Raw genomic sequence first — 18586 nt, 5'->3', positions numbered from 1 at the left:
ACCTGTAGTGGTACAGGGGCTCCTCCGCCCTGCCTCCCCCCGGCAGGGTTCCCCCACAGCATGAAGGGGCCGCATCGGCAATGGCTGCACTCGATAACCCCGACGTCGAGTTGGACATCCTCTACGGCATCAACGGTCTCGCCGACCGCCTTCCCGGACCCGTCGCGGACGCCGTCGCGTTCCTCGGCGAGTACGGCATCCCCCTCGCCCTGGTCGCCCTCGTCTGCTGCGCCTGGTTCGCCGTACGCCGCCGCGCCGACGCGGCGGCCGCCGTCGCCGGGCTGCTCTGGGCCGGGCTCGCCGCCGGGATCGCCCGGCTGGTGAACATGCCGATCGCCGACTTCGTCGCCAGGCCGCGCCCGTTCGTCGACCATCCCGGTGAACTCACCGTGCTGGTCGACGGGAAGGACGGCTGGTCCTTCGTCAGCGACCACGCGTCGGCGGCGATGGCCATCGCCGCCGCGCTGTTCCTCGTGCACCGCGGCATCGGCGTCGCCGCCCTCGCCCTGGCGGCCTGCCAGGGCTTCGCGCGTGTCTTCGTCGGCGTGCACTACCCCAGCGACGTCATCGGCGGCTTCGCGCTCGGTACCGCCGTCGCCCTGCTGCTCGCGCCCGCCGCGATGGCGGTCCTGACGCCCCTGGTGCGTGGGGCGGGGCGCACTCGCGCGTTCGCCTGGCTCACGCCCCGCCCCGGCACGGGCGACGACCCGCGCCTGGCCGCGTAGCGGTACGGGGCCCGGCCGCCGTCGGCCTGGCCCCGTCGCGTCAGCGGCGGCGCCAGGGCTCGTAGTGCGGGTTGTCCACGCAGTCGGCCATGATCTCGGTGCGCGTCTCCGGGTCGACCGGGCAGGCGCCGGCGATGAACGCGCTGGCGATGCCGCCCGGGAACGCGACCTCTTCCTGGTCGGCCCAGCGGTGCTGGTCGCCGATGGTCGCGTTGACGTCGATGCCGCCCGGGGCGTCGATGTAGTAGTTGAAGCTGCCGGAGCTCCACTCCTTGTACAGGTCGTGGTCGTAGGTGGTGGAGACGAACGGCGACGGCTGGTTGACCAGCACGTACTGCTCCAGGTCGTACTGCCCGTCCACCACGTCCCTGGGCTCGAAGCCCGCCGCGAAGACGACGGCCGGGTCCCTGCGGTCGGCCCGGTAGAGCTGGCGGCAGTCGGTGCGCCAGGCCGGGTCGGGGGAGATGCGGTCCACGTCCACGCCGGGGGTGGCCGCGGCGTACAGCGGGTCGTCGACCGTGGGGCAGGCCACGGCCGCGCCCGCGGTCGGGGCGGCGGTGAGGGAGATCGGGGTGAAGAGCAGGCCGAGGGGCAGCGCGACGGCCGCGACCCGGCGGAGGACTCGTGTGATTGCCATGGCGCCCACCCTGGCGAGGCGGGGGCGGGCGGCACGGCATTGTCACCCGATCAGCGGCGTGGCGCGTGCGTGAACTGGACGGCCCACAGCGGGAGTTCCCGCCGGGTCCGGTCGCTCAGGGCACGCCCGCCGCCTGCACGTGGGCCGCCGCCTCGTTCCGCGCGAGCGGGCGGGAGCGGCGCGCCGGCCCGTACCAGCCGCAGCTGCACTCAGGCGCCAGGAACGGGCCACGTTCGGTGAGCACCACGCGGTGCCCGCGCTCGTGTGCCGACGGCGTGCTCTCTTCACCCTCGTCCTCCACGTCTCCACCGTAACGGCCGTCCCAGGGTCTCGTTAGGCGTGACGAGTCCGATACGACGGTTATGGGGGTGTCGGCAGGTCATGGCTGCGCGGCGCACGCTCAGGAACGGGAAGGTCGCCCTCTTCGCGGCCGGGGTGACGCTGGCGGCCTCCGGGTGTTCCGGCACCGGGGCCGCGGCGGAGGGCGGCGGTGGCGCGGCGGACGCCCGCGAGGTCGTCCGGCAGGCCCCCGACGTGCTCGCCGCCTCCGGGACGTCCCACGCGTTCACCGCGCTGCGGATGGCGTCCGGCGGGACGCGGATCACCATCGAGGGCGAGGGCGCGTTCGACTACGGGGAGCGCACGGGCGAGCTGCGCCTGACGCTGCCGGAGGGCGGGCCCGTCACCGAGGTGTTCGTGCCTGGCCTGCTGTACATGAAGAACCGCGGCGCGGGCGTGCCCGAGGACAAGTGGGTGCGCATCGAGACGGACGCGGTCCGTGACGGCAATCTGGTGACCGGCGGCGCGACCGACCCGATCACGGCCGCCGAGCTGCTGCGGGGCGTGGCGTACGCGACGGACCTCGGCTGGTCCGAGGAGGACGGCGAGCGGCTGCGGCACTACCGGGGCGTCACCGACATCGCCGCCGCCGCCGAGCTGGCGACGGGCGGCGTGCGGGAGCAGCTGGCGACGGCGGTGGGGGGTTTCACGCGCACCCGGGTGCCGTTCGACGTGTACTTCGACGCCCGCGGGCTGCTGCGGAAGATCAGGCACCAGTTCAGCTTCGCGGGCGGCGGCGGCAGCGGCGGCGGGGAGGCGGAAGCGACGGTCGAGGTGGCCTCCACGGTGATCCTGCGCGATTTCGGGGCACCCGTGGAGGTGGCGCTGCCCGCGTCGGACGACGTGTTCGAGGGCGCGGTGGCGTAACGGTTCAGCACACCGGGTGCCCGGGTCGGCCGCGCCGCGTCAGGACCGCAGCAGCCGTGCGATGGCGGCCGTCGCCTCCTCGACCTTCGCGTCGATCCCGGGCCCGCCCTCCTGGGCCGCGTGCGCCACGCAGTGCCGCAGGTGTTCCTCCAGGAGCTGGAGGGCGAAGGACTGGAGGGCCTTGGTGGAAGCGGAGACCTGGGTGAGTATGTCGATGCAGTACACGTCCTCCTCGACCATCCGCTGGAGGCCGCGGACCTGCCCCTCGATGCGGCGCAGGCGCTTGAGGTGCGCGTCCTTGTCCTTGCTGTACCCGTGCGGTCCGTCCGGGCGCGCGGCCTCGTGTGCCGCGCCCGGGTCCGCCGTGAATGCGCTCGAACTGGTCATATCGGTACTCCCGGACTCTTATACCCCTGATGGGTATAGCGTAACGAATACGCGCCGGGGCAGGCAGTAAGGTGCACCTTCCGGGCAACCTCCCTGCCCGCTGGGGTTCATCTCCTCTTCACTTACGCCCATCGATGACTTCACCTTGGCTGCCTACTTTCGAACGTAAGTGGCAACGGGAAGGAACGACACGACAGTGAAGCTACGCCTCGGCGCGGCGGTCCTGGCCTTCACCGGCCTGGGCCTCACTGCCTGCGGTTCGGACGACAACTCCGGCCTCCCCGGTGCCGTGCGGTTCTCCCCGAAGGACGTCGACTGCGCGCCGGGCGACGGCACGCTCCTCGCCTCCGGCTCCAGCGCCCAGGCGAACGCCATGGAGATCTGGGTGAACAGCTACCAGGCGAACTGTGCAGGCGGCCGGATCAACTACAAGGCGACCGGCTCCGGCGCGGGCGTGCAGGAGTTCCTCCAGGGCACCACCGCGTTCGCCGGCTCGGACTCCGAGCTGTCCCCGCGCGAGGTCGAGGAGTCACGCTCCGTGTGCCGCGACGGCGGCCGCGCGATCCACCTGCCGATGCTGGCCGGCCCGATCGCCATCGGCTACAACCTGCCGGGCGTGGACGACCTGGTCCTGGACGCGGAGACCCTCGCGCTGATCTTCGACTCGGAGATCGGCCGCTGGGACGACCCGGCCATCGCCCGGCTCAACCCGGACACGGACCTCCCGGACCTGCCCGTCACCCCGTTCCACCGCTCCGACGGCTCGGGCACCACCGACAACTTCACCGCCTACCTGCACGAGGCCGCCCCCGACGCCTGGCCGCACGAGCCGGACAAGGCGTGGCGCGGCCGCGGCGGCCAGTCGGCCGACGGCTCGTCCGGCCTCGTCGGCCAGGTCCAGCAGAACGAGGGCGCGATCTCCTACTTCGAGCTGTCCTACGCCCACCAGAACGAGGTGGACACCGTCCGCGTCGCCACCGGCGCCGACGAGCCCGTCCCCGCCGACGTGGACACGGCGTCGAACGCCCTCGCCGAGGCGGACGTCACCGGCGCGGACGGTGACCTCGTCCTGACCCTGGACCACGCGACGCGCGAGCCCGACGTCTACCCCATCGTCCTCGTCACCTACGAGATCGTCTGCGACCGGGGCAACGCCCCCGGCACCCTGCCGCTGACCAGGGCGTTCCTGGAGTACACGGCCGGTGAGCAGGGGCAGCGCGACCTCGCCGAGATCGATTACGCGCCGCTGTCCGACGGCATCGTCGAGCGGGTACGCGCGCGCGTCGAGGAGCTGTCATGACGCCCGGTACCGAGCGGGACGCGCAGCGGAACGCCGAGCGCCTCGGCGACCGCGTCTTCAGCGGCCTGTCCCGCGGCTCGGGCATCGCCCTGCTCGCGATCATGGCGGCCATCGCCGTCTTCCTGGCCATCCGGGCGGTCGTCGCGATCTCCCGGAACGAGGGCAACTTCCTCACCACCTTCCAGTGGGACGCCAACGGCGACCCGCCCGTCTTCGGTATCGCCGTCCTCCTCTTCGGCACGGTCGTCAGCTCCGTCATCGCGATGGTGCTGGCGGTGCCGGTGGCGATCGGCATCGCCCTGTTCATCTCGCACTACGCGCCCCGCCGCGTCGCCGCGACGTTCAGCTACCTCGTGGACCTGCTGGCGGCGGTGCCGAGCATCATCTACGGCCTGTGGGGCGCGCTGTACCTGGTGCCGCACATGACGGGCCTGTACGAGTGGCTGGACCGGTTCTTCGGCTGGACGGGGATCTTCGCGTACGACGGGACGCCCGCCCGTTCCCTGATGACGGTCGGCATCCTGCTGGCGGTCATGATCCTGCCGATCATCACGAGCGTGACGCGCGAGGTGTTCCGCCAGACGCCGAAGGGGCACCAGGAGGCGGCGCTCGCGCTGGGCGCGACGCGCTGGGAGGTGATCCGGATGACGGTCCTGCCGTTCTCCCGGTCGGGCGTCATCAGCGCGTCGATGCTGGGCCTCGGGCGCGCGCTCGGCGAGACGATGGCGGTGGCGACGGTGCTGTCGCCGAGCTTCCTGATCAACGCGAGCCTGCTGGAGTCGGGCGGCGCCACGTTCGCGCAGAACATCGCCAGCCAGTTCAAGGAGGCCGGTTCCATGGGCCGTGACGCGCTGATCGCCTCCGGCCTGGTGCTCTTCCTCCTCACCCTGCTCGTCAACGGCGCGGCGCGGCTGATCATCGCGCGCCGCAAGGAGTACTCGGGGACCGCCGCATGACCGGATCACGACCCGTCACCGACGCCACGGCGGACGCCCCGCTCGTGGCCCCCGCGTCGCTGCGCCCGCCGCGCCTGCCGCGCTGGGCGACGGGCGCGCTGCTGGTCGGCGCGGTCGCGTTCGCCGTGGTCGTGGGCGTCGTCGGCCGCCTGCACAGTCACCTTCAGTGGGGCCTGATCGCGGCGGTCGTCTTCGTCGCCGCGACGTTCGGCCTGGCCTGGCGCGTCGAGGGCAGGCGGCGGGCGGTGGACCGGCTGGCGCTGCTGCTCGTGTGGGCGTGCTTCCTCGTGGCGCTGCTGCCGCTGGCGTCGCTGCTGTACGAGACGATCAGGCGCGGCGTGCCGCACGTGGACTGGTACTTCCTCACCCACTCGATGAACGGCGTCCTCAGCTGGCAGGCGGGCGGCGGCATCTACCACGCCATCCTCGGCACGCTCGAACAGGTCGCGATCGCCTCGGTGATCGCCATCCCGGTCGGCCTGCTGACGGCCGTCTACCTGGTGGAGTACGGGCGCGGGCGGCTGGCGAAGGCGATCACGTTCTTCGTGGACGTGATGACGGGCATCCCGTCGATCGTCGCGGGCCTGTTCATCCTCAGCCTGTGGATCATGATGCTGGACTTCGGCTACTCGGGCTTCGCGGGCGCCATGGCGCTGGCCATCCTGATGATGCCGATCGTGGTCCGCTCCACCGAGGAGATGCTGAAGCTGGTCCCGGCGGAGCTGCGGGAGGCGTCGCTCGCCCTGGGCGTGCCGAAGTGGCGCACGATCCTCGGCGTCGTCCTGCCGACCGCCATCGGCGGCATCGCGACCGGCGTGATGCTGGCGCTGGCGCGCATCGCGGGCGAGACGGCGCCGATCATCCTGCTGGTCTTCGGCACCAACATGATCAACGGCAACGTCTTCGAGGGCGCCCAGTCGTCGCTGCCGCTGTACGTGTACGAGCAGTGGTCGTTCGGCACCGAGGCCGCGTACGACCGGGCGTGGGCGGCGGCGCTCGTCCTCATCGCGTTCGTGATGGTCCTGAACCTGGCGGCGCGCGCCGTCGCCCGCTGGAAGGCACCGAAGCCCGGTCGCTGACGCCCGGCCGCCCCTCACAGAGAGAAAGAAACGACACCGATCATGGCCAAACGCATCGACGTGAACGGCCTCACCGCCTACTACGGGACGCACAAGGCGATCGAGGACATCACCATGCACGTGGAGCCGGGCGCGGTCACGGCCTTCATCGGCCCGTCCGGCTGCGGCAAGTCCACGTTCCTGCGCACCCTGAACCGCATGCACGAGGTGACGCCGGGCGGCCGCGTCGAGGGCAAGGTGCTGCTGGACAACGAGGACCTGTACGGCCCTGGCGTGGACCCCGTCTCGGTGCGCCGCACGGTCGGCATGGTCTTCCAGCGGCCCAACCCGTTCCCCACCATGTCGATCTACGACAACGTCGCGGCCGGCCTCAAGCTCAACGGCACGCGGTACAAGAAGTCCGAGCTGGACGGCATCGTGGAGCAGAACCTCCGCGCCGCGAACCTGTGGAACGAGGTCAAGGACCGCCTCGGCCGCCCCGGCGCCGGCCTGTCCGGCGGCCAGCAGCAGCGACTGTGCATCGCGCGCGCCACGGCCGTCGAGCCGGACGTGCTGCTGATGGACGAGCCGTGCTCCGCGCTCGACCCCATCTCGACGCTGGCCATCGAGGACCTGATCGACAAGCTGAAGACGCGGTACACGATCGTCATCGTCACGCACAACATGCAGCAGGCGGCGCGTGTCTCGGACCGCACCGCGTTCTTCAACCTGGCGGCGATCGGGCAGCCGGGCAAGCTGATCGAGGTGGACGCGACGCAGAAGATCTTCCGCAACCCGTCGGTGCAGGCCACCGAGGACTACATCTCGGGCCGCTTCGGCTGAGGGCCCTTCGGGCGCGGTGATGCCGGGGAACAGCGCGGGCGCTCGTTAGGTTGCGGTCGTGGTACGACGAACGACCGACGAAGGGCACGAGCACCCATGACCGACGACCAGCGCCTCGCGGCGGCATCCGGCACGTTCTCCCTCGGCGGCGACCTGCCCGTCACCCGCCTCGGCTTCGGCATCATGCAGCTGCCTGGCCCGGGGGTGTGGGGCGAGCCGAGGGACCGCGACGAGGCCCTGCGCGTCCTGCGCCGCACGCGCGAGCTGGGCATCACGCTGATCGACACCGCCGACGCGTACGGCCCGTACATCGCGGACGAGCTGCTGCGCGAGGCGCTGCACCCGTACGACGACGAGCTGGTGATCGCCACCAAGGTCGGCTTCACGCGGCAGGGCCCCGGCCGGTGGGCGCCGGTCGGCCGCCCGGCCTATCTGCGGCAGCAGACCGAGCTGAACCTGCGCAACCTCGGCGTCGAGCGCATCGACCTCCTCCAACTGCACCGCATCGACCCGGACGTGCCGCTCGCCGACCAGATCGGCGAACTGGCCGCGCTGCGGAGCGAGGGCAAGATCCGGCACATCGGCCTGAGCCAGGTGAGCGTCGCGGAGATCGAGGCGGCGCGGGAGATCGCGCCGATCGTGTCCGTGCAGAACCGCTACAACCTCGGCGAGCGCGCGGACGAGGACGTGCTGGAGTACGCGGAGGCGAACGGCATCGCGTTCATCCCCTGGCACCCGCTGGCCACCGGCGGCCTCGCCGGTACGGACAGCCCGCTCACCCGCATCGCCGACGAACGCGGCCTGCGCCCGTCCCAACTCGCCCTGGCCTGGCTGCTGCACCGCTCCCCGGTCATCCTCCCGATCCCGGGCACGTCCTCGGTGCAGCACCTGGACGAGAACACGGCGGCGGCCGGAGTGAAACTCTCCGACGAGGAGTTCACGGCATTGTCCGACGCGACCGCTTCCTGAACACTGCTCGTGTGACACGGACTCGGCGCACGGCAGCCACGGCGGCACTCCTCGCCGCCGTGGCCGCCTGCGCCGGCGACGACGCTGACGAACGGGCGGCGCTCACCGTCCCGCCACCCCTCGGCCCGCCGTCCGCCGACGCTCTGGCGCCCGCCGCACCACCGGACGGCCCCCCGCAGGACATCTCCGCCGCACCACGGGTCACACGGGCGGCCCGCCCCGGCGCGGCCGTCCTGCCCTGGGAGTTCGCGGCCCTGCGGGACGGCGGGCGGGAGGTCGTCATCCGCTACGAGGAGGGCACCGCCTGCCGCTACAGACCGCTCGGCGTCCTGGTCGAAGAGGGCCCCGACAGCGTGGAGATCGCCCCCCTCAGCGCCGAACTGCGCCCCGACCCGGCCGAGATGTGCGCCGCCGTCCAGCCCTTGCCCGTCTCCCGCGTGATCGGACTCACCGAACCACTGGGCGACCGCCCCCTGTTGCACGCCCCGACCACCCCCCTGACGTAGACCGGGCCTACGGCAGGCCGCGTCGGCAGCGGACGGCGCCGACGGGCGGGCAGCCGGGCCAGGAGCAGCGTTCGCCGCGCAACAGCGCGAGGTGGTCCTCAATCGCCCGCCCCATCGCCTCCACTTCGGCACCGAGATCCCGCACGGACGCCCGCTTGTCCCCCTCCTGGCCGCCCCCGTCCACAGCCGTACTCTCGTTCACCGCTCGTCCGCCCGTTCGGGAACGCCCCGCAGCACGGCCAGCAGCCGGGCGGCCGTGTCCACGTTGCAACGCCCCAACTCGATAAGCGGGGCACGGTAGTACGGCTGCGACGTGACCGGATCGACCGCCAGCGACGGCAGCTTCACCCCCACGTTGGCCAACGCCTCACGCAGCTCATCACACAGACGATCCGGATCATGATGTTCAGAACCGACGAGACGCTGTGCACCCATATGGTCGCTCACGGGCTACTCCCTCAGACGAAACCGGCGCGATGGCCGCACTCGGACTGTGACCAGAGCAACACGGAACCAAGCGGCCAGGTCGCGCAGGAATCGTCGGATTCATATTCGCTCGATCCAGCCCGTCGCCGTGGAGGGCGGACAGAGGAGGTCAGGGACATGGAAGAGGACATCGCGCTCGGCGAAATGAATGGCTTCGGTGACGACCTCAAGGAGGTACGCAGACGGCGCCGACTCACGCAGCAGCACCTCGCGCAGGGCGCCGGCTACTCGCAGACCTACGTCAGCAAGGTGGAGGGGGGCACGGTCTTCCCGAGCGAGAAGTTCGCGCAGAAGTGCGACCTCGTCTTCGACACGCATCCGCTCTTGGAGAGGTTGCGCCGCCGCATCGCCGAGAGCGACCACCCGAGTTGGTTCGTGCCGTACGTCCAGCTCGAAGAGAAGGCGGCGGCGATACTGGACTACTCGACCACACTCGTCATGGGCCTGCTCCAGACGGAGGAGTACGCGCGGACCGTGTTCCGCGCGGCCAACCCCCGTGCGCAGCAGGACATGATCGAGGGCAAGGTGGCGGCGCGCATGCGCCGACACGAGGCTCTGACGCGGGAAGATCCGCCCGAACTCTGGGCAATGATGCACGAGGCCACTCTGCGGACCGTGGTGGGCGGCAACTCCCTGATGGCAGACCAGCTTCAGCACCTGCTGGATCTCTCAGCCCATGCCCACGTGACTCTCCAGGTACTGCCTTTCTCCGCCGGTGCCCCGGATGATGTGACGCGGCCCTTCACCCTGCTCCAGTTCGAGGATTCACCTCCGGTGCTGTACTCGGACGGGCCGCGCGGCGGGCGGATCTTCGATGACACGGGCGTCGTCACGAAGGCTCAGAAAACGTACGATCGACTGCGGGCGCACGCGTGGCCACCCGCCAAGTCGGGGACTTTCATGAACACTCTGCTGAAGGAGCAATACCGGTGAACGCGCGAACGAGTGCAGGCCCGGCCGTCGCCGAGTGGGTCAAGTCGTCGTACAGCGCTGGGGATGGCGGCCAGTGTGTCGAGTGCTCGCCCGTGCACCTTCGTGACGTGGGTGTCATGCCGCTGCGTGACTCGAAGGTCCCGCACGGCCCGGTCGTGGCCGTCCGCCGTGCCGCGTGGGGGGCGTTCCTGAAGGCGCTCGGCAACGCCGAGTTGGGCTGAGAGCGCGTCCGACTCAGCGCAGTACGACGGGGTTGGTCAGGGCGGCCATCTTGCCGTCGGGGTGGCGGACTTCGGCGCGTACGAAGGCCGCGTCCGTGTGCCATTCGACGGTCTCCGCCGTGGTGCGGTGTGCCGGGCCCTGCTCGGTGTGCAGGGTGACGGTCCCGCCGGGTACGCCCGCCACGGTGACGCGTACCAGCGCCGCGCCGTCCGCCGCCAGCCGTTCTCCGATGCCCGCGACGCGGCCCGATGCCTCGGCGGAGACGTCCAGTTCGACGGCGGCCGAGGCGGCGATCCAGCTGCGTCCGGCGCGCAGGCCCGACAGGACGGCCGCCGTCGTCAGGTCCTCGGCGTGCACGACGGTGTGCGGATGGGCGAGTTGCCCCGGCAGGTGGGCGTCGCTGCCGCCGTCGCGGGCCGCTCCGCTGCCCGCCCCACAACGTCCCGCCGCAGGTCGTGCGGGCCGTCGAGGCCGCCGCGACGGCCGCCGGGGGCGCACCGGGCACGCGTGCGGTGAGCTGCTGCGCCCCGGCGTGGACGTCGAGGCCCTGGCGCCGCCGGGACTGCGCCGGGCCATGGCCGGCACCGTGGGCGCGCCGGCCATGGCGTACGGGCGCCCGCCCGCGTGATCAGGCGGCGCCTGCCGTCTCGCGGAGGGAGGCGGAGAGGGCGCGGGCCTCGTGTTCGGTCATGCGGGGCGTCTCGTACGGCGTGCCGTTGACCCAGCGCTGGGCCAGGCGCGCGATGCGCTCGCCGTACCGTTCCGCCGTGATCATGTCGCCGAGCGATCCGGCGGCGTCGGCGTCCAGGTCGGCGTGGCTCTGGCTCATCAGGCCGAGCCACGAGCCGAGCCGGTTGAGGTCGTCGCGCGAGCCGCCGGTCCAGTTGTTGCCGGGCATGTCGCCGACGCCGATCCACTGCATGCCGAGCTGCGCGCCGAAGACGGACAGCTGCTGGAGGACGGTCAGCTTGTCGCCGCTCTGCGAGGCCGACATGGTGAACCCGCCGGCCAGCTTGTCCTTCCACGCCTGCGTCGTGAACGCCGTGAACGCGGCCTCCATGAACGCCTTGAACACCGCCGAAACGCTGCCCATCAGCGTCGGGCTGCCGAGGACCAGCGCGTCGGAGCGCCCGACCAGCGCCATCGCCTCCGCGTCGTACCAGCGGCCCGCGTTGACGTCCTCGGCTCGGATTTCCACGAGGTGCACCTCCGCGCCGGGGACGGTCCGCGCCCCGGCGGCGAGGTGCTCGGCGAGGGCCTGGGTGTGGCCGTGGACCGAGTGGTAGACCACGGTCACGGTGACGGTGGCGTCGTTGACTGTCATGTGCTTCTCACTGCTTCCGGTCGAGCCTGCTCCTGCCTGCCCTTCCATCACAGCGCGTGCGCGGCCGGGCATCAACGAGAGACTTCGACGTGCAGCGATCGGTGCCGCCGATCGATCGCGTTAGCCTGGCGGGGTGGACAGGATGGAACTGGAGGCGTTCGTCGCCGTCGCCGAGGAGCTGCACTTCGGCCGCGCCGCCGCGCGCCTGCACCGGGGGCAGCCCACGGTCAGCGACGCCGTGCGGCGGCTGGAGAGCACGCTGGGCGGGCGGCTGTTCCACCGCACCAGCCGCCGCGTCGCGCTGACCGGCCTCGGCGAGGCGCTGCTGCCCGACGCGCACGCCGCCCTCGCCCAGCTGCGCCGCTTCCAGCAGCGCGGCCGCGCCCTGGCGGCGGGTGACGGGACGGGCACGACCCTCGTCGTCGGGCACGCCGAGTACACCGGCCACCGGCTGCTGCTGCGCTGTCTGCCCCGGCTGCGCGACCGCTTCCCCGGCGTGACGATCGTCCCCGAGCCGATGCCGACCACCGCCCAGCTCACCGCCCTGCGGGCCGGGGCGATCGGGCTCGGCGTCGGCTGGGCGACGGACGGCGTGACGGGCGTACGGACGCGGGTGCTGTCCACCGAGCGGTTCACGGCGCTCGTCCCCGAGGCCCATCCCCTCGCCGACCGCGCCGAGTTGAGCGCGGCGGAGCTGTCCACGACCGCCCTGCTCACCTGGCCCCACCAGATCAACAGCGGCCTGTGCGACCGCCTGCTGGCCGCGTTCCGCATCGGCGGGGCGGACCTGCGGATCATCAGGACGGCCGACAGCGTGCAGGCCATCGCCGCCCACGTCGCGGCCGGGACGGGCATCGGCATCACCGTCGCGTCCGCGCTCGACCACCGGCCGCCGGGGCTGCGCGTCATCCCCCTCACCGGCCCCTCGACCACCGCGGACCAGGTGATCCTGACCCCCGCCGAACCGTCCGGCGCGGCCGAGGCGCTGCACGACCTGCTGCTGGACGCCGCCTCGGCGGAGCGCTGACCGGGGGTGCGGCCGTCGGCAGGACCCGGCGGGTGCGGGTCAGTCCGTCGCGGGGACGAGGCGCGGTAGCGCGACGGTGACGGGCACGGTCCCCCTGGCGCTGTCGTACAGCGTGTACTCGAAGTCGGCGGACTGCGGGCCGAGTGGGCTGGCGCTGACGTGCGGCCACAGCGTGAACTTGATCGTGTAGAGGCCGGAGATCTCCAGCGTCAGCATCTGCCGCCGGTACTTCAGCGAGTAGATCTGGCAGAACGCTGTCACCGGTGTCGTGCCCGCCGGAAGGAGGCTGTGCAGCAGCCGGAACTCCGGCTGGTTCATGATCCGCAGCTGCTCGTCGGCGGAAGTCCCGCCGAAGACGATGGAGTTGTAGTCGTTCCTGACATCGTCCTTCGGATAGGCCCAGAAGGCGTTCTCCCAGTCGGCGAAGAAATCGGCGAAGTCGGTGAAGCCGGGCGGCAGGGCATCACCCAGGCGCCTGACGATGACACTCATGCGGTCTCTCCTTCGTCTTGTCCGCCATCGCGCTGTGCGGCGATGTGGCGGCACACAGCGCCGTGAACGTGCCTGCCCCTGGACGGCGGGACCGTGTCGGCGCGTCATCGGTGCGGCCTGATCCCGGCGGAGCACGACGCGATGTGCCCTCTTGCGCACCGGTGTGTCGATGCGCGTAGGCCGACCGTGGCGGCCTGCCCGGCAAGACCGTCCCGGGCAGCGGGCTTGACAGCGTTGGCTATCGGGCATAGCTTTCCGGCTATAAGCAATAGCGAGTCCTGGAGGGGCCATGACCGAGTACCTCGCCGTCGACGGCGGCACGATCGCGTACGAGGTGGCGGGGACCGGCCCGCTGGTCGTGCTCGCGCACGGCCTGGGCGACAGCCGCGCCGCGTACCGCTCGGTGGTCCCGCCCCTGGTGGCCGCCGGGTACCGCGTCGCCGCCGTGGACCTGCGCGGCTGCGGCGAGTCCAGCGCCGACTGGTCCGACTGGAGCAGGACCGCCATCGCGGGCGACCTGCTCGCGCTGGTCCGGCACCTCGGCGGCCCGGCCGTGCTCGTCGGCCACTCGATCGCGGGCGGCGCCGCCACGATCGCCGCCGCGCGGGAACCCGGACTGGTCAGCGGACTGGTCGAGCTGGCCCCCTTCACCCGCAAGCAGTCGATCCGCCCCGGCGACCTGCGGATCAAGCGCGTCCGGCAGGGCATGCTGCGCCTCCTCGGCGCGACGGTGTCCGGCAGCACGCGGCAGTGGCGCGCGTACCTCGACGTCGCGTACCCCGGCGTGCGCCCGGCCGACTGGGCCGGGCGGCTCGACCGCATCGACGCGATGCTGCGCGAGCCGGGCCGGCGGAAGGCGTTCACGGGCATGCTCCGCGCCGCCCCGGCCGACGCGGGCGCGCAGCTCGGCGGCGTCCGCGCGCCAGTCCTGGTCGTGATGGGCACGCTCGACCCCGACTGGGCCGACCCGCACGCCGAGGGCGCGGGCATCGTGGCCGCCCTGCCGCCCGGCCTGGGCCGCGTGGAGCTGGTCGAGGGCGCCGGGCACTACCCGCACGACCAGTTCCCGGAGCAGGTCGTCTCGCTGGTGCTCCCGTTCCTGAAGGAGAACGCCGCCCGTGCCTAGAGCAGGACTGAACACGGAACGGGTCGTCGCCGAGGCCGCCGCGATGGCCGACGAGACGGGGACCGACCGGCTCACCCTCGCGGCCCTCGCCGCCCGCCTGGGGGTGCGCCAGCCGTCGCTGTACAAGCACGTCGACGGCCTCGCGTCGCTCCGGCAGCGCATCGCCGTGCTGGCGAAGAACGAGCTGGCCGACGTCCTGGGCCGCGCCGCCATCGGCCGCGCCCGCGCCGACGCCCTGGTGGCGGTGGCGCACGCGTACCGCGCCTGGGCGCTGGAGCACCCCGGCCGCTACCAGGCCGCCCAGCGGGCCCCCGTCCCCGGCGACGCCGACGACGAGGCGGCGAGCGCCCGTGCCGTCCAGGTGCTGGCGACGGTGATGGGCGGCTACGGCTTCGGCGGCGACGACGCCGTGGACGCCATCCGGTCCTTCCGGGCGGCGCTGCACGGGTTCGTCGCGCTGGAGACCGGCGGCGCCTTCGCGCTGCCCGTCGATATCGACCGCAGCTTCGACCGCCTCGTCCGCGCCCTGGCGGCGGCGCTGGCGGACTGGGGCAGGGACGGGGACGGGGACGCCGGGGCGCGGTAGGCGCGACAACGGGCGGTTGTCGCCCGCGCGGGAACAGTTGTTTGATTTCTTCCCCCGGCTGCGGCTTGGATGCCGGGCGTGAGAGGTACGGCGGGCAGGCGGGCGCTGGGGCGCCGGTTCGGGTGGCTGTGGGCGGCGTACGCGGTGAGCGCGTACGGCACGGCGCTCGGCTTCGGGGCGTTCACCCTGGTCGCGGTGGAGGTGCTGGACGCCGGACCGGCGCGGGTGGCGCTGCTCGCGGCGGCGGGGCGGGCCGTGGGGGCGGTGCTGGCGGTGCCGCTCGGGCCGTGGGTGGAGTTCCGCCGCAAGCGGCCGGTGATGGTGGCGACGGACCTGGTGCGGTGCGCGGCGCTGCTGACCGTGCCGGCCGCGTACGCGCTGGGGCGCCTCGGCTACGCGCACCTGCTCGCCGTCGCGGTCGTCGTCGCGGCGGCCGACATCGCCTTCCGCGCGGCGAGCGGCGCGTACCTGCGGCACCTCCTGCCGCCCGGTGACCTGCTCGCCGCCAACAGCCGGTTCGAGGCGACGACTTGGACGGCCACCATGACCGGCCCGCCGGTGGGCGGCGCGGCGGTCGCGCTGTCAGGGCCGGTGAACGCGGTGAGCCACCTGCTGTCCGCCCTCGGCATCCGCGCCATCGGCGGCACGGAACCGGCCCCCGCCCGGGGCCGCGAGCGGCGCGGCCCCGGGCGGGCGACCTGCCGACGGGCTGGCACCACAACCTCGGCCACCCCGTGCTGCGCCCGCTGTTCCTCAACGCCCTCGCCGTCAACGGCCTCATCATGGCGACGGAACCGCTCCTCGCCGTCCTCCTGTTGCGCGACCTCGGGCTCGAACCCTGGCGGTACGGGCTGGTGCTCGCGCTGCCGTGCGCCGGCGGCCTCGCCGGCTCGCGCATGGCGCCCCGCCTCGTGGCGCGGTACGGCCGCCACGCGGTGCTGCGCGCCTCCGGGTGGCTGCGGGTGTGCTGGCCGCTGGGGCTGGCGTTCATCCCGGCGGGGGTGCCGGGGATGGTGCTGTTCGTCGCCCTGCAACTCGGGCTGGTGACGTGCTGCGCGCTGTTCAACCCGGTGCCGGCCACGTACCGGCTCCAGCACACGGACGGCGGCCTGGTCGCCCGTACGCTCGCCGTGTGGTCGGTGAGCGCGGGGCTCACCATCGCGGCGCTGACGGCGGGTCGGGGCCTGCCGGCCGCCGCCGGACTCCTGCTGCCGGCCACGCCGTCGCTGCTCCCGCGTGCTACGGGCCGGGAGGGAAGTCCGCGCCGCGCGAGGCGGCCTCGTGGGCGCGCAACTCGCTGAGCATGCCGTCCAGTTGACCGTGCACGGCGTCATAGCCGCCGGAGCCGAGGACGAGCCGGTGCGGCGGCGCGTCCTGCTCCATCGCGTCCAGGACCGCCCGGACCCCTCGCCGGGGATCGCCCGGCTGCCGCCCGTCCTGCCCGACCATGGCGGCGCGCACGTCCTCCACCAGCGGCACGTACGCGTCCACCGTCTCCGCCACCGGCTCGTCGGCGAAGCCGGAGTACGCGCGGGTGCGGAAGGCGCCGGGCTCGACGGCCAGCACGCGGATGCCGAACGGCGCCACCTCCCGCCGCAGCACCTCGGTCAGGCTTTCGACAGCGGCCTTGGCGGCGCTGTAGTAGCCGAAGCCGGGCACGCCCCGCAGCCCGGCGACCGAGGACATGCTGACGACCCACCCGCCGCCCCGGGCCCGCATGCCCGGGAGGACGGCGCGCAGGACATCGGCGACGGCGAAGAAGTTCAGCTCGAACGACCGCCGCACGTCGGCCTCGGGCGTGCCCTCGACGGAGCCGTACCAGCCGCGCCCCGCGTTGTTGACGAGGACGTCGATGCCGCCGAACCGCTCCTCGGCGGCGCGGACGGCCTCCCGGACCTGCCGGGCGTCGGTGACGTCCAGCGGCAGGACGAGCGCCCTGCCGCCGTGGGGGCGCGCCCAGTCGGCGAGCAACTGGGGGCGGCGGGCGGTGAGGACGACGTTGTCGCCGCGTCCGAGCGCGGCGTCGGCGTAGGCCGGGCCGAAGCCGCCCGGGGTGCCGCCGGTGATGAACCAGGTCTTCATGCTTCCTCGTTGCTCTCGTTGCTCTCGGGCCGTGCTGTTCAGGGGGCGATGACGAGCGCGCTGATCAGCCCGTCCCCGTCGAGGGTGAACCGGTGGCGCAGATCGACGGTGCCGCCGGGGAAGTCGCCTTCGAGGTGCTGGACGACGGTGTACGCGCCGGGCCCGTCGTGCGTGGCCCCGACCGGGGTGGCGGTGTACGTGAACCGGGAGGTGGCCTCCTCGAACCACTCCCCGATGGCGGCGTGGCCCCGGTGGGTCCTGCCGTCGTCGGTGACGGCGGCCTCCGGCGCGAACGCGGCGAGGGCGGCGGCGGCGTCCCGCGCGTCGTGGGCCAGCAGGTGGAGCCGGACGGCCTTGGGCAGGCCCGCGATGTCGACCGGTTCGGGCTGGTGGGTCATGGCTGCCTCACACGAGTAGGTGACTGCTAGAATAGAAGTCAGTGACTTTCACTTTAGCAGTGACTGGGGAGGGTGCCATGGCGAGCAGGGTCAGGCTGGAGGACCGCGAGTGCCCGCTGTCCACGACCGTGCAGCACGTCGGCGAGTGGTGGACGCTGCTGATCCTCCACGACGCGTTCGACGGCTACACGCGCTTCGACCAGTTCCAGCAGAGCCTGGGCATCTCCACCAGCATGCTCACCGCGCGCCTGAAGACCCTCGTCGCGGACGGCCTGCTGGAACGGCGCCCATACCAGGAGAACCCGGTCCGCCACGAGTACGTCCTCACCGAACGCGGCCGTTCCCTGCGCCCGGTGATCGTCACCCTGGCCGCCTGGGGCAACCGGCACCTGGCCCCGGAGGACCGGTCGATGATCCTCGTGGACGCGGCGACCGGCGAGGAGACGGACCCGATCGTGGTCGACGCGCGCACGGGGAAGCCCCTGGACGACAGCGACGCCTACGTGTTCACGGCGGGCCCGGCCGCGAGCGCGGCAATGCGCGCCCGCTACACCGAACTCGACCGCCGCCGCGCCTCCGGAGGCACCGGACGGGCCTGAAGCGCGTCGAGCCGCCGCACCACCTCGTCCAGGGGCGCGGACGCGTCGATCTCGGCCGTGGCCCCCGCGCGCAGCAGGGGTTCGACGTGGGCGAGATGGGACAGGACGAGGGCGCGTTCCTCGTCGGTCTTGCCGTACGGGTTGGTGGTCCGTTCCGCGATCCGGGCCAGGAGGACTTCGGCAGGCGCGCTCAGCAGGACGACGTGCTCGAACCACCGGTAGAACGCGCCCTGGTTCGTCTTGCAGCCCGAGACGAACAGCTTCCCGCTGGAGTGACCGGTCAGCAGCTCCGCCATCGCGTCCTCACGCCACACCCAGTCGGCCGACCCGTCGGGCTGGGTGACCCAGCGGCTCCACTCGTCGGTGTCGGTGTCCACCACACGATGCCCGAGCCGCCCGAGCCGCCACAACGCACTCGACTTGCCGGTCCCGGACATGCCGGTGACGAGAACTCTCCACACCCGCGCACGCTATCCCCACCCGCCATGGGAGACGAGCGGCCCATCCGCCAGAGCGACGCGTCAGACGGCTGGCAGGGCAAGCCGGGGCATGCCGGGGTGGTGGAGGCGCTGCCCGTCCCCGTCGATGGTGAGTGTGAAGTCCGCCGCCCCTGGGGCACCGGCGGCGTCGTAGGCGTCGAGTACGTCTTCCACACGGCTCCACAGGTGAACGGGCCCGCTCTCCCCGACGCGCCAGGTCGCGCCGTCCGGCGTGAGGCTCGCCG

General features: G+C 72.6%; 25 protein-coding genes and 2 pseudogenes. 15 read left to right on the top strand and 12 right to left on the bottom strand.

Annotation, left to right across the window (positions count from 1 at the left end):
• The first annotated feature begins 80 nt into the window (after nucleotides 1-80).
• Nucleotides 81-725, top strand: a complete 645-nt coding sequence (locus tag ACL02R_RS23380) for a phosphatase PAP2 family protein (protein ID WP_412798940.1) — start codon at nucleotides 81-83, stop codon at nucleotides 723-725.
• Between the two features lie 40 nt (nucleotides 726-765).
• Here ACL02R_RS23380 and ACL02R_RS23375 read toward each other — a convergent pair whose 3' ends face one another.
• Both ACL02R_RS23375 and ACL02R_RS23370 read right to left on the bottom strand, forming a co-directional pair.
• Nucleotides 766-1362: an ADP-ribosyltransferase gene (locus ACL02R_RS23375; protein ID WP_412798939.1), complete on the bottom strand. Its 597-nt coding sequence runs from the start codon at nucleotides 1360-1362 to the stop codon at nucleotides 766-768.
• 115 nt (nucleotides 1363-1477) lie between these two features.
• On the bottom strand, nucleotides 1478-1663 hold the full coding sequence (locus ACL02R_RS23370; protein WP_362965696.1) for a hypothetical protein: 186 nt from the start codon (nucleotides 1661-1663) through the stop codon (nucleotides 1478-1480).
• An 80-nt stretch (nucleotides 1664-1743) separates the two neighbouring features.
• Between ACL02R_RS23370 and ACL02R_RS23365 the strand changes: the two genes are divergently transcribed.
• A complete protein-coding gene (locus tag ACL02R_RS23365) occupies nucleotides 1744-2568 on the top strand; it encodes a hypothetical protein (RefSeq protein ID WP_412798938.1) in 825 nt (274 codons plus the stop codon).
• Nucleotides 2569-2607: 39 nt separating this feature from the next.
• Here ACL02R_RS23365 and ACL02R_RS23360 read toward each other — a convergent pair whose 3' ends face one another.
• On the bottom strand, nucleotides 2608-2955 hold the full coding sequence (locus ACL02R_RS23360; RefSeq protein ID WP_412798937.1) for a metal-sensitive transcriptional regulator: 348 nt from the start codon (nucleotides 2953-2955) through the stop codon (nucleotides 2608-2610).
• 196 nt (nucleotides 2956-3151) lie between these two features.
• Here ACL02R_RS23360 and pstS point away from each other — a divergent pair, with 196 nt between their 5' ends.
• The 6 genes from pstS (at nucleotide 3152) to ACL02R_RS23330 (ending at nucleotide 8587) form a co-directional block, all read left to right on the top strand.
• Nucleotides 3152-4255: a phosphate ABC transporter substrate-binding protein PstS gene (gene pstS / locus ACL02R_RS23355; RefSeq protein WP_412798936.1), complete on the top strand. Its 1104-nt coding sequence runs from the start codon at nucleotides 3152-3154 to the stop codon at nucleotides 4253-4255.
• The gene (gene pstC / locus ACL02R_RS23350) at nucleotides 4252-5211 is read left to right on the top strand and encodes a phosphate ABC transporter permease subunit PstC (RefSeq protein ID WP_412798935.1); all 960 of its coding nucleotides are present in this window, start codon (nucleotides 4252-4254) and stop codon (nucleotides 5209-5211) included. Before pstS ends, pstC begins: the two co-directional genes overlap by 4 nt.
• A complete protein-coding gene (gene pstA / locus ACL02R_RS23345) occupies nucleotides 5208-6290 on the top strand; it encodes a phosphate ABC transporter permease PstA (protein WP_412798934.1) in 1083 nt (360 codons plus the stop codon). Before pstC ends, pstA begins: the two co-directional genes overlap by 4 nt.
• Nucleotides 6291-6332: 42 nt before the next feature.
• A complete protein-coding gene (gene pstB / locus ACL02R_RS23340; protein ID WP_412798933.1) occupies nucleotides 6333-7112 on the top strand; it encodes a phosphate ABC transporter ATP-binding protein PstB in 780 nt (259 codons plus the stop codon).
• Between the two features lie 96 nt (nucleotides 7113-7208).
• The gene (locus tag ACL02R_RS23335) at nucleotides 7209-8081 is read left to right on the top strand and encodes an aldo/keto reductase (protein WP_412798932.1); all 873 of its coding nucleotides are present in this window, start codon (nucleotides 7209-7211) and stop codon (nucleotides 8079-8081) included.
• Nucleotides 8082-8092: 11 nt separating this feature from the next.
• The gene (locus ACL02R_RS23330; RefSeq protein WP_412798931.1) at nucleotides 8093-8587 is read left to right on the top strand and encodes a hypothetical protein; all 495 of its coding nucleotides are present in this window, start codon (nucleotides 8093-8095) and stop codon (nucleotides 8585-8587) included.
• Nucleotides 8588-8594: 7 nt separating this feature from the next.
• Here the strand turns inward: ACL02R_RS23330 and ACL02R_RS23325 are convergent, their stop codons facing one another.
• Both ACL02R_RS23325 and ACL02R_RS23320 read right to left on the bottom strand, forming a co-directional pair.
• Nucleotides 8595-8789, bottom strand: a complete 195-nt coding sequence (locus tag ACL02R_RS23325) for a hypothetical protein (RefSeq protein ID WP_412798930.1) — start codon at nucleotides 8787-8789, stop codon at nucleotides 8595-8597.
• Nucleotides 8786-9034 carry a hypothetical protein gene (locus ACL02R_RS23320; RefSeq protein WP_412798929.1) on the bottom strand — a complete coding sequence of 83 codons (249 nt, stop codon included), beginning with the start codon at nucleotides 9032-9034 and terminating at the stop codon, nucleotides 8786-8788. The genes ACL02R_RS23325 and ACL02R_RS23320 overlap by 4 nt, the downstream gene beginning before the upstream one ends.
• Before the next feature lie 156 nt (nucleotides 9035-9190).
• On the opposite strand from ACL02R_RS23320, the gene ACL02R_RS23315 reads away from it, so the two are divergent.
• Nucleotides 9191-10006 carry a helix-turn-helix domain-containing protein gene (locus tag ACL02R_RS23315; RefSeq protein ID WP_412798928.1) on the top strand — a complete coding sequence of 272 codons (816 nt, stop codon included), beginning with the start codon at nucleotides 9191-9193 and terminating at the stop codon, nucleotides 10004-10006.
• Nucleotides 10003-10227 carry a DUF397 domain-containing protein gene (locus ACL02R_RS23310; RefSeq protein WP_412798927.1) on the top strand — a complete coding sequence of 75 codons (225 nt, stop codon included), beginning with the start codon at nucleotides 10003-10005 and terminating at the stop codon, nucleotides 10225-10227. The genes ACL02R_RS23315 and ACL02R_RS23310 overlap by 4 nt, the downstream gene beginning before the upstream one ends.
• Nucleotides 10228-10240: 13 nt before the next feature.
• Here ACL02R_RS23310 and ACL02R_RS23305 read toward each other — a convergent pair whose 3' ends face one another.
• Both ACL02R_RS23305 and ACL02R_RS23300 read right to left on the bottom strand, forming a co-directional pair.
• Nucleotides 10241-10804: a hypothetical protein gene (locus tag ACL02R_RS23305; RefSeq protein ID WP_412798926.1), complete on the bottom strand. Its 564-nt coding sequence runs from the start codon at nucleotides 10802-10804 to the stop codon at nucleotides 10241-10243.
• A 52-nt stretch (nucleotides 10805-10856) separates the two neighbouring features.
• Nucleotides 10857-11552, bottom strand: a complete 696-nt coding sequence (locus tag ACL02R_RS23300) for a flavodoxin family protein (RefSeq protein WP_412798925.1) — start codon at nucleotides 11550-11552, stop codon at nucleotides 10857-10859.
• Between the two features lie 142 nt (nucleotides 11553-11694).
• On the opposite strand from ACL02R_RS23300, the gene ACL02R_RS23295 reads away from it, so the two are divergent.
• Nucleotides 11695-12579, top strand: coding sequence for a LysR family transcriptional regulator (locus tag ACL02R_RS23295; RefSeq protein WP_412798973.1), 885 nt, complete (start codon nucleotides 11695-11697; stop codon nucleotides 12577-12579).
• A gap of 39 nt (nucleotides 12580-12618) precedes the next feature.
• Here the strand turns inward: ACL02R_RS23295 and ACL02R_RS23290 are convergent, their stop codons facing one another.
• Nucleotides 12619-13071 carry a hypothetical protein gene (locus ACL02R_RS23290; protein WP_412798924.1) on the bottom strand — a complete coding sequence of 151 codons (453 nt, stop codon included), beginning with the start codon at nucleotides 13069-13071 and terminating at the stop codon, nucleotides 12619-12621.
• Between the two features lie 289 nt (nucleotides 13072-13360).
• Between ACL02R_RS23290 and ACL02R_RS23285 the strand changes: the two genes are divergently transcribed.
• The 3 genes and pseudogenes from ACL02R_RS23285 to ACL02R_RS23275 all read left to right on the top strand — a co-directional run.
• Nucleotides 13361-14197: an alpha/beta fold hydrolase gene (locus ACL02R_RS23285; RefSeq protein WP_412798923.1), complete on the top strand. Its 837-nt coding sequence runs from the start codon at nucleotides 13361-13363 to the stop codon at nucleotides 14195-14197.
• Nucleotides 14190-14783 (top strand): WHG domain-containing protein, encoded by a 594-nt coding sequence (locus ACL02R_RS23280; protein WP_412798922.1) that lies wholly within the window; start codon nucleotides 14190-14192, stop codon nucleotides 14781-14783. Before ACL02R_RS23285 ends, ACL02R_RS23280 begins: the two co-directional genes overlap by 8 nt.
• A gap of 69 nt (nucleotides 14784-14852) precedes the next feature.
• A pseudogene (locus ACL02R_RS23275) lies at nucleotides 14853-15883 on the top strand (MFS transporter); the annotation flags it as partial.
• Nucleotides 15884-16022: 139 nt separating this feature from the next.
• Here ACL02R_RS23275 and ACL02R_RS23270 read toward each other — a convergent pair.
• Entirely contained in the window at nucleotides 16023-16865 is an 843-nt protein-coding gene (locus ACL02R_RS23270) for an SDR family NAD(P)-dependent oxidoreductase (RefSeq protein ID WP_412798921.1), read from the bottom strand.
• 38 nt (nucleotides 16866-16903) lie between these two features.
• A complete protein-coding gene (locus tag ACL02R_RS23265) occupies nucleotides 16904-17263 on the bottom strand; it encodes a nuclear transport factor 2 family protein (protein WP_412798920.1) in 360 nt (119 codons plus the stop codon).
• Between the two features lie 77 nt (nucleotides 17264-17340).
• Here ACL02R_RS23265 and ACL02R_RS23260 point away from each other — a divergent pair, with 77 nt between their 5' ends.
• Nucleotides 17341-17862: a winged helix-turn-helix transcriptional regulator gene (locus ACL02R_RS23260; RefSeq protein ID WP_412798919.1), complete on the top strand. Its 522-nt coding sequence runs from the start codon at nucleotides 17341-17343 to the stop codon at nucleotides 17860-17862.
• Here ACL02R_RS23260 and ACL02R_RS23255 read toward each other — a convergent pair.
• Together ACL02R_RS23255 and ACL02R_RS23250 are read right to left on the bottom strand one after the other, a co-directional pair.
• Complete coding sequence (locus ACL02R_RS23255; RefSeq protein WP_412798918.1) at nucleotides 17811-18323, bottom strand: AAA family ATPase; 513 nt, start codon at nucleotides 18321-18323, stop codon at nucleotides 17811-17813. The two genes, ACL02R_RS23260 and ACL02R_RS23255, sit on opposite strands and share 52 nt — an antisense overlap.
• Before the next feature lie 60 nt (nucleotides 18324-18383).
• A pseudogene (locus ACL02R_RS23250) lies at nucleotides 18384-18586 on the bottom strand (SAM-dependent methyltransferase); the annotation flags it as partial.

The organism is Streptomyces sp. MS19, assembly GCF_047200595.1.
GTDB lineage: Bacteria > Actinomycetota > Actinomycetes > Streptomycetales > Streptomycetaceae > Streptomyces.
Note: the sequence above shows the minus strand (reverse complement) of the source record. Positions and strands in the feature narration are given on the sequence as shown.